The organism is Streptomyces sp. SP17BM10 (assembly GCF_036322405.1).
Classification (GTDB): domain Bacteria; phylum Actinomycetota; class Actinomycetes; order Streptomycetales; family Streptomycetaceae; genus Kitasatospora.
The window spans coordinates 451644-466746 of sequence record NZ_JAQYXB010000661.1; the positions used below are offsets into that span (position 1 = coordinate 451644).

The following is a 15103-nucleotide window of genomic DNA, read 5'->3' on the forward strand; positions in this document are numbered from 1 at the left end:
GTCCTCGTAAGGGATCAGCCCCGACAGGCCGAGTCCGAAACCGAACGGGTCGAGGACGCGGTTCGATTCACGGCTCCTCCCGGCCCGGCGCGCACGTGCACGCGATCGCAGACCTCCCGGCGCCACCGCGTGTGCCTGTCCTGCCGGGTGTCGACGAAGCGCCACGGCGCGGCCGGGCGGGACGGGTGTCCGCGCTGCGGCGGGCAGTTGACGGACGCCGGGCACGACCTGGAGGTGCGGGGAAGCGCGACGACGCCGGCCGGCGGACGCTCACGGCGCTGCTGCGCGCGGGCGTGACGTTCCACTCCTCGTGCTGCGAGGGGCGCGGCCCGCGCCCGTGCACGCCGCGCGAGGTCCGCGAGGCGGCCGGCCGCCTCGCGCGGCACCGGCCCGGCAGCGGTGCGGAGTTGACCGTCCGGGATGTCGGCGGGCTCAGTGCGCGGCGGCGGGAGCGGGCGCGAGTCCCGCGCAGCCGCGCAGGCCGTCGCGCCGCTTGAGCGCGGCGTCGGCGGCGGCGCCGGTGACGGGCACCGGGACGCCCCGGTCGTCGACGGTCGCCGGGGTGAACGCCTCCCCGGTCACCCGTCCGTCGCCGGTGACGGTCAGCGTGGTGACGCCGGTCTCGTCGGAGAACGGGTAGTTGGAGGTGCCGTACCAGAGGAAGTTGCCGAAGCCGTACCCGATGTATGTGGTCCCGAGCATGCCGGAGCCGACCATCGTGTGGGCGTGGGTGCCGACCACGGCGGTGGCGCCGGCGGCGGCGAGCTTCTTCGCGATGGAGGTCTGGGCGGCGGTCGGGCAGGCCTTGCCCTCCTCGCCCCAGTGCAGGTAGACGAGGACGACGGAGGCCTGGCGCTTCGCGTCCTCCACCGCCTTGACGACGGCGGGGACGTCGAGGGCGGAGGCGATGCCCGGCTTGGCGGCGCCGGCCCGCCACTTCTGGTTGGTGAGGTCCTCGATCTGGCTGGCCGCGACCACGGCGACCTTCACGCCGCGCACCGTCGAGACGTACGGCGCGTACGCCTCCTTGGCGGTGCGGCCGACGCCGATGACCGGGACCGGCGCGGAGTCCTTGGCCGCGAGGGTGTCGGCGAGGCCGTCGGCGCCGAAGTCGACGGCGTGGTTGTTCGCCATGGAGACGACGTCGACGCCGGAGGCCTTGAGGGCGTCGAGCGCCTTGGGCGTGGTGCGGAAGGTGTAGAGCTTGGGCTCGGGGGCGCCGCGACCGGTGATCGCGGTCTCCAGGTTGAGCACCGACAGGTCGGCGTCCGCGAGGGTCGCGGAGATCGGGCCGAGCGGCGGCTCGGGCGGCTGCACGGCGAGCCGGGCCTCCGTGCGGCCCTCGAAGTGGACGTCCCCGGCGAAGGCCACCCGGATGGTGCCGTCGAGCCGGGGCGCCGTCGGCTTGGCCGTCCCGGGTGCGGGGGCGGCCGCGGAGGAGGAAGCGGTCGGCTTGCCGGAGGCCGCGGCGGACGGGGCGGCGGCGGACGGGGCGGACGCGGCTGCGGGCGCCGGATCGTCGGGCCCGCACGCGGCGACTCCCGTCAGCCCGAGCAGCAGCGCGGCGCAGGCGGCGGCGGACGAGACGGCACGGCGCATGAGTGGTTCCCCCCGAGATCAACACCAGCGGCAATACGACGCAGTAAGACAGCACAGCGACACAAGAGCGGTCAGCCTACGTCACGGACCCGTGCGGTTTCGGCACCGTTCGGACACAGTGCGGACAAGACCGAAGCCGGAACCCACGCGCCCCGCCTGGGTCGGCCGGGCGCTCGTCGACCTCGGCCACCATCTGCTGCGCGCGGGTGTCCGCGGCGCGACCGGACCGGCGGGAGGGTGACGCGGGAAGAAGCGCGCGCCGGCGAAGGACGAACCCGTCCGAGGAGGGGCCGCGCCCGGCCCGGTGCGCCATGCTGAACCCCGACACCCGCCATCCAGGACCCCGGAGCCGCACCCCTCCCATGGACACCACCACCACGGACGACTTCACCCCCGCCGAACGCGCCCGCGGCCGGTCCCTGCGCCGCGCCCAGCTCCCCTGGGCCCTGGGCGGACGGCTGGCCGGCCTCGCGCTCACCCTCGTCCTCGGCCTCACCCCCGCCGGGGCGGGCCTGGTGAGCACGGTCGGCGGCTGGTTCGGCGGCTCCCGCACGGCGCAGGTCCTGGCGGGCGCGGCGGCGCTCGTCGTGCTCGGCCAGGTGGCGCAGCTGCCGTTCGGCGCCGGCGCGCGGACCGTCCGGGCCCGCTACGGGCTGGTGACGCAGGGCTGGGCGGGCTGGGCGCTGGACGCGGTGCGCGGTCTGGCGCTCGGGCTGGTGCTGGTCCTGCCGCTCGCGCTCGGGCTGTTCGCGCTGACGGCGTGGTCGCCGGAGCACTGGTGGGTGCCGGGGGCGGGCGCGGCGGCGCTGCTCGTCGGGGCGCTGTCGTTCCTGCACCCGCTCGTGGTCGAGCCGGTGTTCAACCGGTTCACCCCGATGCAGGAGGGGCCGCTGCGGACGGCGCTGCTCGCGCTGGCGCAGCGGGACGGCGTCGGCATCCGCGACGTCCTGGTGGCGGACGCCTCCCGGCGGACGACCGCGTTGAACGCGTACGTGTCGGGGCTGGGCGCCACCCGCCGGATCGTCGCGTACGACACGCTGCTGTCGACGGCCGAGCCGCGCGAGGTGGAGCTCGTGGTCGCGCACGAGCTCGGGCACGTGAAGCACCGGGACGTCCTGACGGGCACCGTGCTGGGCGCGGCGGGCGCGGCCGCGGCGGTGGTGGTGCTGGGCCTGCTGAGCACGTGGGGGGCGCTCCTGACGGCGGCCGGGGTGGTGGACGCGGCGGATCCGCGGGCGCTGCCGCTGCTGGCGGCCATCGGGGCGCTGCTGGGTGCGCTGTCGGGGCCGGTCCAGTGCGCGGCGAGCCGCCGGATCGAGGCCAGGGCGGACCGGCACGCCCTCGAACTGACGTCGGACGCCGAGCAGTTCATCGCGATGCAGCGCAGACTGGCACTGGCCAACGTCTCCGATGTCGACCCGCCCCGGGTGCTTGAGCTACTGTTCGCCACTCACCCCAGCGCGACCCGCCGGATCGCCGCCGCCCGCGCGTGGCGGGCCGGGGGCGCGAGGGCCGGCGGGGCGGCGGGTGGACCGACGGGCGGACCGGCGGGCACTCCGCCCGAACCCGTTGTATAGTGCAACAAATCTCGAGGAGGTAGGACGCCGTGCCCGGCCGCCAGACGTCGATCGACACCATCCAGCGCGAGCTGACCGCCTTCGCCCGCCGCGCCCGCCACAAGGCCTCGCAGCTGCACCCGGACCTCTCCCTGGTCACCTACAGCATCCTCGACCTGATCACCGAGCGCGGCGGCTGCCGGGCGGCCGACGTCGCGGCGTACTTCATGCTCGACAAGTCCACCGTCAGCCGGCAGGTCACCGCCCTGGAGCGGCTCGGCCTGCTGCGCCGCGAGACCGACCCGGACGACCAGCGCGGCCAGATCCTGCGCGCCACCGAGGCCGGGCTCACCCTCCTGCGGGACGCCAACGAGCAGCGCCGGCTGGCCTTCACCGAGCGCTTCACCGACTGGTCCGACGCCGACGTCGCCCGCTTCGCCGACTACCTCGCCCGCTACGGCGCCGAGGGCTGACCCTCCCCAGCCCCGGGCCCATCCCCGCCCCCCGGGACACCCCCGGATCCCTCGTGCCCTCCCCTCCCGCCGCCCGGGGTGCGCCGCACCGCCCCCACGGTGTACAGAGGAGAGGTGCCACTACGGCAGCGAGACCGTGACCCGCGCCCCCGCGACCGCCGCCGACCGTGGCGGCCCGACCGCCGCGCGCTGACGGCGCTGCCGCTCGCGCTGATCGTCCTCATCACGGTCGTCGACATCCTCTCCCCGCCGGACATCCACCTCGGCCCGCTGCTGATCGTCACCCCGGCGCTCACCGCCTCCCTGGCCGGCGCCCGTGCCACCGCCGGCGTCGCCGTGCTGGCGCTCGCCGCGCTCACCATCGTCGGCACCGTCCGGGAGGGCGGCATCACCAGCGCGAACATCGAGACCCAGCTCGGCGCCCAACTCGCCGTCTCGGTGCTGATCGTCGCGCTGCGGGTGCTGCGCGACCGCCACGAGCGCGAGCTGGCCCGGGTCCGCTCGGTGTCCGAGGCCGCCCAGCGGGTGCTGCTGCGCCCCCTGCCGGACCGGATCGGGCCGCTGCACCTCGCCTCCGTCTACCTCGCCGCCGAGGCCGAGGCGCAGGTCGGCGGGGACCTGTACGCGGCGGCCCGCACGCCGACCGGCACCCGGCTCCTGGTGGGAGACGTGCGCGGCAAGGGCCTGTCCTCGCTCGGCGACGCGGCCCTCCTGCTCGGCGCCTTCCGCGCCGCCGCCCACCTGCACGCCGAGCTGCCCGGACTCGCCGCCTACCTGGACGGCAGCGTCTGCTGGGACCTCGCCCAGCTCAGCGCCCAGGCGAACCGCCTGCGGCTCGTCGGCGGGTCCGGTGACGGGCCGCCGGAGGAAGCCGGGGCGGACGACAGCGGCGAGGCCTTCATCACCGCCGTCCTGCTCGACATCCCCGACGACGGCACCGAGGTCCGCCTGATCGACTGCGGCCACCCGCCGCCGCTGCTGCTGCGCGCCGACGGCATCACCCCGCTGGCCGCCGACCACCCTGCGCCACCGCTCGGCCTCGGCGAGCTGGCCCCGGGCGAGTACCGGGTGGAGGTGTTCCCGTTCCGGCCCGGCGACCGGCTGCTGATCTACACGGACGGCGTGATCGAGGCCCGGGACGCCCGCAAGCGCTTCTACCCGCTCACCGAGCGCGTCACGGCCTGGCAGTCCGACCGCCCGTCCGTCCTCCTCCACCGCCTGCGCCGCGACCTGCTGGCCCACGTCGGCGGCCACCTCGACGACGACGCGGCGATGGTCGTGGTGGAGCGCCTCCCGGACGAGTAGCGATCAGGGCTTTTGATCAGGCCTTGATCAGGACTTGATCAGGGCTTGATCAGGGCTTGTAGGGCAGCTGGGGCACGTCGTAGCAGGTCGTCGTCATCGACGGCACCTGGGTGACCCAGCCGCCCGCACCGCCCCCGGCCGAGTCCTGCCAGCGGGCGGCGTTCAGGCAGGCGCGCACCGGGCCCGCGGGCGGCGGCTGGGGCACGAAGGAGGCGGGCAGGATCAGGCCGTGCGCGTCGTACGGCTCGGCACGGTTCATGAACGCCTCCACGCACGCCCGGGTGAGCGCCGCGCCGCAGGAGTCCATGGCGTCGGTGAGCCACTGGGCGCCCGCCCAGCCCTCCAGCTCCCAGGCGGACAGCTGCGCCGCCCGGTCGGGGTAGTAGCGGGCCATCGCCGTCCGGAAGTCGCGCACCGCCGGGTACTGCAGGTCCTCGTAGTTGAGGCTGGACGAGGTCGCCCAGAGCGCGTTGCGGCAACCGGGTGAGGACCGGTAGTCGGTGCGCACCGACTCGGACCAGTTCTGCACGTTGGTCACCTTCGCCGTCACCCGCACCCCGGCCTCGTCCAGGGCGCGGCACAGCGCCGCGTTGCCGCGGGTGTCCATGGCGTCGAAGAGGAGCTGCGAGCCGTCGGCCCGGACGGCGGCGGCGACCGCCTGGAAGTCCGGCAGCGCGAAGTCCACCGTCTGGAGCAGCACCCGGTAGCCCTCCGCCTCCAGGCCGGCCTTCAACTGGGCGGCGTAGCGGGCCGAGTCGGCCTGGTTGTAGGCGACGACGGCGGCGCTGGACGTGCCCAGGCGCTCCTTGAAGAAGCGGAACACCTCGGTGCTCTGGTAGAGCGTGCCGTTCCAGCCCACCGACCGCCCGTCGCGCGGGGCGGCGCTGCCGTAGATGCCGTACAGGTGCGGCCAGCGGTCGTAGGCGGTGCCGATCGGCTGCCCGCCGACGTCCGGCACCGCCTTGCCGCTGACGTACGGCGCGCCCGCGTAGTCGAGGACGCTGCCGCTCGCGAAGGCGAAGACGTGGGCCTGGTCGATCAGGCGGTGGACGCAGTCCTGGTTGCCGATGCCGCTGCCGGCGTCGTCGCACGTCACGAGGCGCACGGTGCGCCCGTGCAGGCCGCCGCGGTCGTTGAGGGCCTGGAAGAAGGCCTGGGCGCCGTAGCGCGGGCCGCTGAACACGTCGCTGCCGACCGGGCTGGTCAGCGACGTGACGATGCCGATCCGGATCTCGGCGGGGGTGACGCCGGTGTCCGGGGCCGGGTTGGTACCGGGCCCGGACACCGGACCGGAACCCGGGCCGCTGGGGGTGGGGCGGGCGGTGAACGCGCCCACCGGGAGCCGGGTGCCGCAGGCCGTCAGCAGCAGCAGGAGCACGGCCACCAGGGCGGCGGGCACCCGGCGGGGGACGCCCGTCAGCTGCATCCGGGGATCGGGGTGCCGCTCGCGCCCGCGGCCTGGGTGAGGAGGCCGCAGAGCGTGGCGCGGCCGACCTTCCAGGTGCCGCCCTCGAGGACGGCCTGGCCGGTGGCGTTCGGCTCGACGACGGTGCCCTGGAGGGAGAGCGCATAGGTGACGGTGGCATGGGTGGCGTCGGTGAACGTCACGTCGGAGACCTTGGCCTGCACCTGGCCGACCCTCGGGTCCTGCGAGAAGCCCTGGAGGACGGGGAGCAGCACGTCACCGTTCTGGAGCAGCACGGCCTTGTCCGCGATGGGGGTGGCCGGGTCGAAGAACTTCTCCCAGTTGGCGGTGATCTCGGCCTTCGCGGCGGCCGGGTCGGCGGGCGCGGTGCCGCTCGCGGAGGCTCCGGGGGACACGGCGGCGCTCGCGCTCGCCACCGCCGACGAGATGGCGGCCGACGCCGAGGCCGCGGCCGACGTCGCCGCCGAGGACGCCGCCGACGAACCGGACTTGCTGCTGCTGCACGCGGCCACCGACCCGGCCAGCAGCAGCGCGAGCAGGGCGCTCGCCGTCCGCAGGGCCCTGGGCTTGCCGCTCTCCGTCATTGGCATTGCTGTTCCCTTTCGGGTGTTCCCTCGCGGGTTGGTTCCCGAGGCCGATCGCGTGGTGTGGCGCGTGGTGTCCCGGATGCCGTTCCAGGCCAATCCTGGAAACGTCGCAAGTGACACCATGAAGGCGGATCCATGGACGAATCGCAATCCGGCGGACGAACCGCCCGGAACGCCGCGCGGGAGTCCCCCGCGCGGCGTGGCGCCCGTCCGCCGCGGGCCCTGAAGGGCGCGCGCGAGTGGGCCGGCTGGCTGCTCGTCGCGGCTGGGGCGGTGCTGTGCGTGCTGGGCTGGTACGGGGTGTCCGGCGAGCGCTTCGCCGAGCAGCAGATCCCCTACCTGGCGTCGTCCACGATCCCCGGCGCGGCGCTGATCGTGGCGGGCGCGGTGCTGGTCGCACTGCGGCCGCCGCCCCCGCCCGGGCACGGGGACCCGCGCGGAGACCTGACCGACCTCCGGGTGGAGCGGCTGTACGCGCTCCTGGTCGAGCCGGACGGGCCGGGGGAACCGGCTTCGTCCCCACCCGCCGAGGGAGGCGAGTGGCTCACCGTGCCCGGCGGCACGCACTACCACCGGCCGGACTGCCCGCTCGTCACCGGGAAGGACACGGCCGTACGGGTGGACCCGGAGGCCCTCCGGGCCCGGGGGCTGACGGCCTGCCCGGTCTGCGAACCCCCCGCCGCACCGGACGACCGCCCGGGCCCTCCCGGTGGCCCCGCCCCCGCCACCCGTCCGGGCGAGTCCGCCCCGCCCGCCGGCTGAGCCCGATGGCAGCCTCCGACTCCCTCGGCCTCACCGTCGACCTCGCCCTCGCCGGGCTCACCGTCGGCAGCGCCGCCGCGCTCAGCGGCATCGGCCTGGTGGTGTGCCACCGCGCCACCGGCGTGCTCAACATCGCGCAGGGCGCGCAGGCGATGGCCATCGCCTACCTGCTGCGCGACCTCGTCGTGGTGCGGCACTGGCCGGTGTGGCCCGCGGTCGCGTTCTGCCTGCTGCTCGTCGCCCCCGTGCTCGGGGTCCTGCTGGACGTCCTCGTCTACCGCCCCTTGCAACGGCGCGGCGCCGGCCCGGCCGACACGATGGTCGCCGGGCTCGGCGTGTTCGTGCTGCTCATCGGCGTCGTCGTGCTGCTGTGGGGCGCCGCGCCGCTGGCCGGGGCGCCCTCGCCGCTCGGCGGCGCGCCGATCCGGCTGCCCGGCGGGCACGCGCTGCGGCCCGACACCGTCGCCCAGCTCGCCGCCATCCTCGCGCTCGCCCTCACCGTCGCCGCCACCACCCGCTGGACCCGCTTCGGCCTGCACCTGCGCGCCGTCGTCGACGACCGCCGCCTCGCCGGCCTCGCCGGGGTGGACGCGAACCGGGTCTCTGCCGCCGGGTGGGCGTTCGGCTCGTTCACCGCCGGACTGGTCGGCATCGCCCTCGCGCCGTACCTGCTGCTCGACCCGTACGGGCTGCCGCTGCTCGTCATGGAGACCATGGCGGTCGCCGTCGCGGCCCGGCTGCGCAGCATCCCGGTCGCCGTCGTCACCGGGCTCGGCCTCGGCATCGCCCAGGCCGAGCTCACCCGGCTGCGCCCGGCCGGACAGCTCCTGCCGCTGGTGCAGGCGGTGCAGTCGAATCTGTTCGTGATCGCCCTGCTCGCCACCGCGCTGCTCGCCGGTCCGCGCATCTCCGGGGAACGTGCCGGCACTGCGTCACTCGCGGTGCCGCGGGCGGCAGGGCGCGGCGGCGGGGCGGCAGGGCGCGGCCGCGGGGTGGCGGGGCGCGGCCGCGGGGTGGCGGCGGTGTGCCTCGTTCTGCTCCTGCTGCCGCTCGGGTTCCGGGGCAACGACCTGCGCAGCGCCCTGCTCGTGCCGGCGCTCGCCCTCGTGCTGCTGTCGATCGTCGTCGTCACCGGGTACGGCGGGCAGATCTCCCTCGGCCAGGCCGGGTACGCGGGGATGGGCGCGCTCGGCACCGCGCTGCTGATGTCGGGCCGGGTGCCGGGGCTCCCGCCGCTGCCGGCCGCGCCCGCGCTGCTGCTCGCCGTGCTCGCGACCGCGCCGCTCGGGCTGCTCACCGGCTGGCCGGCGATCCGGCGGCGCGGGCTGGCGCTCGCCCTGGTCACGTTCGCGGTCGGGACGGCGATGAGCCGCTTCGTGTTCCAGCAGCCGTACGCGACCACCGGGCTCACCCTCGACCGGCCGGCCTTCCTGGCCGGGGACCGCGCCTTCTACGTCGCCGAACTCCTGCTGCTGGGGCTCGGGTTGGCGGTCGTGCGCGGCCTCCACCGGGGGCGCCCCGGGCGGGCGCTCACGGCGATGCGCGACCATGAGGCGGGCGCCGTCGCGGCGGGGGTGGACGTACCCGGCTTGAAACTGCTCGCCTTCGTGGTGGGCGCGGCGCTCGCGGCGCTGGGCGGCGGGCTGATCGGACTCGCGGGGCGGGCCTTCGACGCGGCTTCGTTCGACCCGGTGCGAGGGCTGCTGTGGTTCGCGGCGGTGGTGGTCGTGGGGGCGGACAGCGCGTTGGGGGCCGTCCTGGCCGCCGCACTGCTGATCGGCCTCGACGCCGGCACGGTCGCGGGCGTGTCGGCGGTGGCGGTGGGCGTGTTCGCCACGGCCATCGGCCGGCTCCCCGGCGGACTCGCCGCCCTGGCCGGCCGCGGGCCCGCACAGGCTCCCCCGTCGCTGCCGCCCGGACGCCTCACACCGGCGGGGCGGCGGGTGCGGGCGATGATCGCGGGGCGGGTAGCCGGGGAGGCGCGGCGGTGAGCGGGCGGGCCTCCGCCGCCGCGCAGCGGACGGCGAACAACTTTCAGATCACAGATTTCAAAATCTGTTATCTGAAAGTTGTCATCTGTCACTCCCCCGCGAGGCTCCCATGACCGCCCGCCTCACCGCCCGCGGCATCGTGCGCCGTTACGGCGGGATCGAGGCGGTCGGCGGCGTCGACCTCGTCGCGCCCGCCGGGCGGATCACCGCGCTGATCGGGCCGAACGGGGCCGGGAAGAGCACGCTGTTCGACTGCCTGGCCGGGACGGTCCGGCCCGACGCCGGCCGGGTGCTGCTCGGCGGACGGGACGTCACACGGGTCGCGGCGCACGCGCGGGTACGACTGGGGCTCGCCCGGACCTTCCAACAGATCGCCGTCTTCCCCACCCTCTCCGTCGCCGACAACGTCCGCGTGGGCGCCGAGCAGCGGCGCGACCGGGCGGACGTCCAGGGGCGCACGGAGCGGGCCCTCACGCTGCTCGGGCTGCGGGACGTGGCGGGCGAGTCGGCCGGCGCACAGCCGACCGGCGTGCTGCGCCTGGTGGAGCTGGCCCGGGCGCTGGCGGGCGAGCCGAGGGTACTGCTGCTGGACGAGCCCGCGGCGGGGCTGGATTCGGCGCAGACGGCTCGGCTGGTGGCGGTCCTGCGGGGGCTGGCGGGACGCGGGATGGCGCTGCTGCTGGTGGAGCACGACGCCGGGCTGGTCGCCGAACTCGCCGACACCGTCTACGTGATGGCGGACGGCCGGGTGGTGGCGGCCGGTCCGGCGGCGGCGGTGCTGGCGGAGACGCGGGTGGCCCGGGTGTGGGGCGGGGCGGCACCGGACGGGGTGACGCCGGACGGGGTGACATGATGCCGGTAGAGATCGCGTTGCGGTCGGCGCGCGTCCGGTACGGGCCGCTCGAAGCGCTGCACGCGGTGGATCTGGCGTTCCCGTCCGGGCTGGTGAGCGTCCTGCTCGGGCCGAACGGCGCCGGGCGCACGAGCGTGCTGCACGCCATGGCCGGGCTCGTGCGACTGTCCGGGGGCCAGGTGCTGTGGCGGGGCCGGGACGTCACCGGGCTGTCGGTGCGCCGACGGGTGCGGATGGGGCTGACGCTGGTGCCGTCGGAGCGGGCGGTGTTCGCGTCGCTGACGGTGGCCGAGCACCTCCGGCTCGCCTCCCGCGACGGAGGAACGGAGTCGCTCGACCTCTTCCCCGAGCTCGCCCCACTGCTCCCCCGCCGGGCCGGCACTCTCTCCGGCGGGCAGCAGCAACTCGTGGCCCTCGCCCGGGCGTTGGCCTCCGATCCCGAGCTGCTGCTGCTCGACGAGCCCGGGCGCGGCCTGGCCCCGGGCGTCGTCAACCGCCTGCACGCGCACTTGCTCGCCGCCGGCACCACGGTCGTCCTGAGCGCCCAGGAGCTCCCCCGCACCCTGGCCGGCGCCGCCGTCGTGCACGTGTTGCACCGCGGCGAGGTCGCGTTCTCCGGCGAGCCCGGCGAACTCACCGCTCCTCCTGGGCGAGGCAGCCGCCGTCCACCGGGGGGACGGCCACCGCGATGAACGACGCCTCGTCGGAGGCCAGGAAGCACGGCCGTCGCGACCTCCGCCGGGGCCAGGAACAGCACGGCCGCCGCGACCCCGCCGGGGAGCCGAGCCGTGCCCATCGGGTGGAGCTTCTCGATCGCGGTGAGGCACTCGGGCCCGCCCGCCCGGGCCTCACACCGTGAGGACGATCTTCCCCCGCAGGTGCCCGTGCTCGCTCACCCGGTGCGCCTCCGCCGCCTCCGCGAGCGGGAGCACGCGGTGCAGCGGCAGCCGCAGGTCCCCCGCGGCGTGCAGCGCGAGCGCGGCCTCGAACGCGCGGCCGTAGTAGGGCTCGACGCCCTCGGCGCCGCCGGTGAAGCGCACCCCGTGCTCCGCGGCGCCCGCGAAGTCGGCGATCGTCAGCACCCGGTCGGCGCCGCCCGTCAGCTCGATCGAGAGCGGCAGCACCCCGCCGGCCCCGGCCGCGTCCAGCACCTTGTGCACGCCGCCGGGCGCGGCGGCCCGCACGCGCTCGGCCAGCCCGTCGCCGTACTCCACCGGGATCGCGCCGAGCTCGCGCAGGTGGGCGTGGTTGGCCTCGCTCGCGGTGCCGACGACGGTGATGCCGCGGGCCCGGGCGAACTGCAGCAGCACGGTGCCGACCCCGCCGGCCGCGCCGTGCACCAGCAGCGTCTCGCCGGCCCGGACGTCCAGGAGGTCCAGCGCCCGCTCGGCGGTTTCCGCCGCGACCGGGATCGCGGCGGCCTCCGCCCACCCCAGCGTGGCGGGCTTGCGGGCCAGCTGGGCGGCGGGCACGAGCACGTGCTCGGCGTGCGCGCCGCCCATGACCACGCCGAACACCTCGTCGCCGGGCGCCCACGCGGTGACGTCCGCGCCGACGGCCCGGATCACGCCGGACAGCTCGAAGCCGGCGACGAAGGGGAAGGCGACGGGGAACAGGGCGGTGAGCAGGCCGGCACGGATCTTGTGGTCCAGCGGGTTGACGCCCGCCGCACGGACCTCGACCAGGACCTCACCGGCGCCAGGGGCGGGCAGGTCGAGGTCGATGGGGCGCAGCACGTCCGCGCCGCCGTACTCGGAGAAGGCGATCGCCTTGGTCATGGGAAAGTCCTTGCCGTGTCGAGGAGTTCGTGGACCCCGTGTTCTCGTACGGCTCCATCCTCGGCGCCCGGCGGGCACGCCCCGGCCCGCCTTTCGGACGGTTCCGCCCCTCCTGATGGCCAGGTCGGCCGGACGCTCCCGCCGCTAGGCTGGAGGGCATGAGCGGAGTGAGCGCGGGCGTGGACTGGCAGAGCGTGTGGGGACGTCCGGAGGACGCGCTGGCGCGGGCCGTCGAGGTGCTGCGTGCGCCGCGGCCGACGCTGCTGGTCCGGCTCTCCGAGGTGCTCGGCACGCTCGTCCCGCACGTGGCGCTCGCCCAACTCAGCGGCATCTGCACGTACTCGCCCGCGAACACCCTCGGTCTGCCGGAGGTCGCCGGGGAGGTCGCCAGCCTGGAGCTGGCCCGGCTCGCCGAGGCCACCGCCGACGCGACCGCGCAGGGCCGGCCGTGGCAGGGCGAGACCCTGCTGGCGGGGCGTCTGCGGCCCGTCGTGGTGGCCTCGGCGGCGCCGGGCACCGGTGGCGCGGTAAACGCCGAGCCCCCCGGCCCCGGCGGAGCCGCGCTGCTGGTGCTGGTCCGCGCGAGCGCCGAGCCGGTGCCCGAGGGCGCGCTGGCCGTCCTCCAGCAGCTGTGGGAGCTGCTCGTGACGCACTCGCACCACCGCGCCACCGACGCGGGCCCCAAGCACGCGGCGACGTCCCGGGCCTCGGCGAACGCCCGGGCCCGCGCGATCGCCGAGTTCACCGGCATGCACAGCGCCGCGCTCACCGCGATCCTCGGGCCGCTGCGCTCACCCGCCCTGGACGACGCGACCGCGCGCCGCAGCGCCGCCGAACTGGCCGTCACGGCGCTGCTGGACCTGCGCGCGGGCGCCGAGCTCGACCGCACGCTCAGCGAGGAGCCGGCCGACGCCGCGTTCGCCCGGCTCGCCGAGGAACTGCGCCCGCTGCTGCGGCACGGCCGGGTCCGGCTGGACCTGGTGCCGCCGGCGGAGTCCGCCCGGTCCGTCCCCGCGGACACCGCGCACACCGCCCGGGACGCCGTCCGGGCGACCGTGCTCACCATGCTCGACCAGGACGGGCTGACACGGCTGCACGTGAGCTGGACGTTCGCCGGTGACGTGCTGCGGGCGGTGGTGCGCGACGACGGCCCCGGCCTGCTCGCCGCCGACGCCCTCACCGTGCACCGCACCGCCGACCGGATCGCCGCCCTCGGCGGCCGGGCCGCCGTGGAGGCCGTGCCCGGCTGGGGCAGCACGGTGACGGTGGACCTGCCGCTGGTCGCCCCCGGACCGGCCCTCGCCGGGGACCCCCTGGACGGCCTGCAGCCGCGCGAGCTGGAGGTCCTGGACCAGGTGGCGCGCGGCCGGCGCAACCGCGAGATCGCCCGGGAGCTGCACATCAGCGAGTCGACGGTGAAGTTCCACGTCGCCAACATCCTGGCGAAGCTGGGCGTCGCCTCGCGCGGCGAGGCCGCCGCCCTCGCCCACCGCGCCGGGATGCCGACGGCGGCGGGGTTGTACGTCGCGTCGTGACCGACGCTCAGGAGTTCTTCGGCACCTGATCGGATCAGCGCCTCATCGGATCCGTGGTTCAGAGGATCCGTGCTTCAGAGGATCCGTGGTTCAGAGGATCCGTGCTTCAGTGCTTCAGCAGTTCAGCCGGCCGCGCCCGGGACGGCGTTCCAGCCGGTGTCGTTGGTGCCGGAGTCGGAGCCCGACCCGGAACCGGAGCGGATGGCGGCGCAGGAGGAGACCGGACAAGGGACGTACGCAATCATGGACATCTCCCTCGACAAGGGGCCGGACAGCGACCCTGGCGACGATTAAAATCGCCAGCCTCGCTCCAGCACAAGCGAAAATCCGAAGGGATGACGTGCCCGAGACAACGTGGGACCCGAACGCCCCCGGCATCCTGCGGCTCCCGTCCGGCCGCCTCCTGCGCGGCCGGGGTCTCAGCCGCCCGCTGCCGCCCGGCCCCGCCCCCGACTTCGCGCTCCACCTCCTCGGCCACCGCCCCGCCCGCGTGCCGTGGGAGGCGCGCTGGGTGCGCTGGCCCGACTTCCGCCTGCCCGCCGACCGCGCCGACGCCCGCGCCGCCTTCCTCGAGGCGTGGCGGCGCTGCGCCGCCGAGCGCGTCGAGGTGGCCTGCCTCGGCGGCCGCGGCCGCACCGGCACCGCGCTCGCCCGCATCGCCGTCCTGGACGGCGTCCCGCCCACCGAGGCCGTCGCCTACGTACGGGCGCACTACGGCCCGCACGCCGTCGAAACGCCCTGGCAGAAGCGCTACGTCCGGCGGGCTCTGGAAGACTCCCCTCCATGTGGCGACAACTGATCCTCGAACTGGCCCCGGACGCCGAGCTCGCTGCTCCGGCCTCGGACGACACCCTGGCGGACGTCGAGCGGGCACTCGGACAGCGGGTGCCGCCCGACCTCGCCGGTCTGCTGCGGGAGTGCGACGGCGTCGTCCGCCGCGGGCTGGACGTCGTGTGGGACGCCGCACGGATCGCGCGGGACAACCGCGGGTTCCGGACGACCGAGGACTTCCGGCAGCTCTACATGCCGTTCGAACCGCTGATGTTCTTCGGGGACAACGGCGGCGGCGACCTGTTCGCGTTCGTCCGCACGCCCGAGCGCGACCACGACGTGTTCGTCTGGGACCACGAGACCGACAGCCGCTCGATGGTCACCGGCAGGCTCCGGCAGTACCTCGAACGGAGCCTGCGCGAAGCCGGGGACTGGTACCTCTAGGGTCACGGCGCCGGGCCCGTGGT

15 protein-coding genes are annotated in these 15103 nt (G+C 75.9%); 10 read left to right on the forward strand and 5 right to left on the reverse strand.

Features of this window, described 5'->3' with window-relative positions; genetic code table 11:
- Nucleotides 1-432: 432 nt before the first annotated feature.
- Nucleotides 433-1599 carry a CapA family protein gene (locus PUR71_RS32680; RefSeq protein ID WP_329930794.1) on the reverse strand — a complete coding sequence of 389 codons (1167 nt, stop codon included), beginning with the start codon at nt 1597-1599 and terminating at the stop codon, nt 433-435.
- Nucleotides 1600-1961: 362 nt separating this feature from the next.
- Here PUR71_RS32680 and PUR71_RS32685 point away from each other — a divergent pair, with 362 nt between their 5' ends.
- From PUR71_RS32685 to PUR71_RS32695, 3 genes are all read left to right on the forward strand, one after another.
- Nucleotides 1962-3176 (forward strand): M48 family metalloprotease, encoded by a 1215-nt coding sequence (locus PUR71_RS32685; RefSeq protein WP_329930795.1) that lies wholly within the window; start codon nt 1962-1964, stop codon nt 3174-3176.
- 29 nt (nt 3177-3205) lie between these two features.
- Nucleotides 3206-3628 carry a MarR family winged helix-turn-helix transcriptional regulator gene (locus PUR71_RS32690; RefSeq protein WP_329930796.1) on the forward strand — a complete coding sequence of 141 codons (423 nt, stop codon included), beginning with the start codon at nt 3206-3208 and terminating at the stop codon, nt 3626-3628.
- 114 nt (nt 3629-3742) lie between these two features.
- On the forward strand, nt 3743-4933 hold the full coding sequence (locus PUR71_RS32695) for a PP2C family protein-serine/threonine phosphatase (RefSeq protein ID WP_329930797.1): 1191 nt from the start codon (nt 3743-3745) through the stop codon (nt 4931-4933).
- Between the two features lie 49 nt (nt 4934-4982).
- Here PUR71_RS32695 and PUR71_RS32700 read toward each other — a convergent pair whose 3' ends face one another.
- Together PUR71_RS32700 and PUR71_RS32705 are read right to left on the reverse strand one after the other, a co-directional pair.
- Nucleotides 4983-6359 (reverse strand): ABC transporter substrate-binding protein, encoded by a 1377-nt coding sequence (locus PUR71_RS32700; protein WP_329930798.1) that lies wholly within the window; start codon nt 6357-6359, stop codon nt 4983-4985.
- On the reverse strand, nt 6350-6949 hold the full coding sequence (locus tag PUR71_RS32705) for a hypothetical protein (RefSeq protein WP_329930799.1): 600 nt from the start codon (nt 6947-6949) through the stop codon (nt 6350-6352). The genes PUR71_RS32700 and PUR71_RS32705 overlap by 10 nt, the downstream gene beginning before the upstream one ends.
- A 132-nt stretch (nt 6950-7081) precedes the next feature.
- On the opposite strand from PUR71_RS32705, the gene PUR71_RS32710 reads away from it, so the two are divergent.
- The 4 genes from PUR71_RS32710 (at nt 7082) to PUR71_RS32725 (ending at nt 11244) form a co-directional block, all read left to right on the forward strand.
- The gene (locus PUR71_RS32710; RefSeq protein WP_329930800.1) at nt 7082-7708 is read left to right on the forward strand and encodes a hypothetical protein; all 627 of its coding nucleotides are present in this window, start codon (nt 7082-7084) and stop codon (nt 7706-7708) included.
- Nucleotides 7709-7713: 5 nt separating this feature from the next.
- A complete protein-coding gene (locus tag PUR71_RS32715; RefSeq protein ID WP_329930801.1) occupies nt 7714-9699 on the forward strand; it encodes a branched-chain amino acid ABC transporter permease in 1986 nt (661 codons plus the stop codon).
- Nucleotides 9700-9808: 109 nt separating this feature from the next.
- On the forward strand, nt 9809-10552 hold the full coding sequence (locus PUR71_RS32720) for an ABC transporter ATP-binding protein (protein WP_329930802.1): 744 nt from the start codon (nt 9809-9811) through the stop codon (nt 10550-10552).
- A complete protein-coding gene (locus tag PUR71_RS32725; RefSeq protein WP_329930803.1) occupies nt 10552-11244 on the forward strand; it encodes an ATP-binding cassette domain-containing protein in 693 nt (230 codons plus the stop codon). The genes PUR71_RS32720 and PUR71_RS32725 overlap by 1 nt, the downstream gene beginning before the upstream one ends.
- Nucleotides 11245-11400: 156 nt before the next feature.
- Here PUR71_RS32725 and PUR71_RS32730 read toward each other — a convergent pair whose 3' ends face one another.
- Nucleotides 11401-12330 carry an NADP-dependent oxidoreductase gene (locus PUR71_RS32730; protein ID WP_329930804.1) on the reverse strand — a complete coding sequence of 310 codons (930 nt, stop codon included), beginning with the start codon at nt 12328-12330 and terminating at the stop codon, nt 11401-11403.
- A 158-nt stretch (nt 12331-12488) separates the two neighbouring features.
- Between PUR71_RS32730 and PUR71_RS32735 the strand changes: the two genes are divergently transcribed.
- A complete protein-coding gene (locus PUR71_RS32735; RefSeq protein WP_329930805.1) occupies nt 12489-13865 on the forward strand; it encodes a helix-turn-helix transcriptional regulator in 1377 nt (458 codons plus the stop codon).
- 122 nt (nt 13866-13987) lie between these two features.
- Here the strand turns inward: PUR71_RS32735 and PUR71_RS32740 are convergent, their stop codons facing one another.
- A complete protein-coding gene (locus PUR71_RS32740) occupies nt 13988-14110 on the reverse strand; it encodes a hypothetical protein (RefSeq protein WP_329930806.1) in 123 nt (40 codons plus the stop codon).
- Nucleotides 14111-14205: 95 nt separating this feature from the next.
- Between PUR71_RS32740 and PUR71_RS32745 the strand changes: the two genes are divergently transcribed.
- Both PUR71_RS32745 and PUR71_RS32750 read left to right on the forward strand, forming a co-directional pair.
- Nucleotides 14206-14664 (forward strand): protein-tyrosine phosphatase family protein, encoded by a 459-nt coding sequence (locus tag PUR71_RS32745; RefSeq protein WP_329930807.1) that lies wholly within the window; start codon nt 14206-14208, stop codon nt 14662-14664.
- Nucleotides 14649-15080 carry an SMI1/KNR4 family protein gene (locus PUR71_RS32750; protein ID WP_329930808.1) on the forward strand — a complete coding sequence of 144 codons (432 nt, stop codon included), beginning with the start codon at nt 14649-14651 and terminating at the stop codon, nt 15078-15080. Before PUR71_RS32745 ends, PUR71_RS32750 begins: the two co-directional genes overlap by 16 nt.
- The last annotated feature ends 23 nt before the right edge of the window (nt 15081-15103 follow it).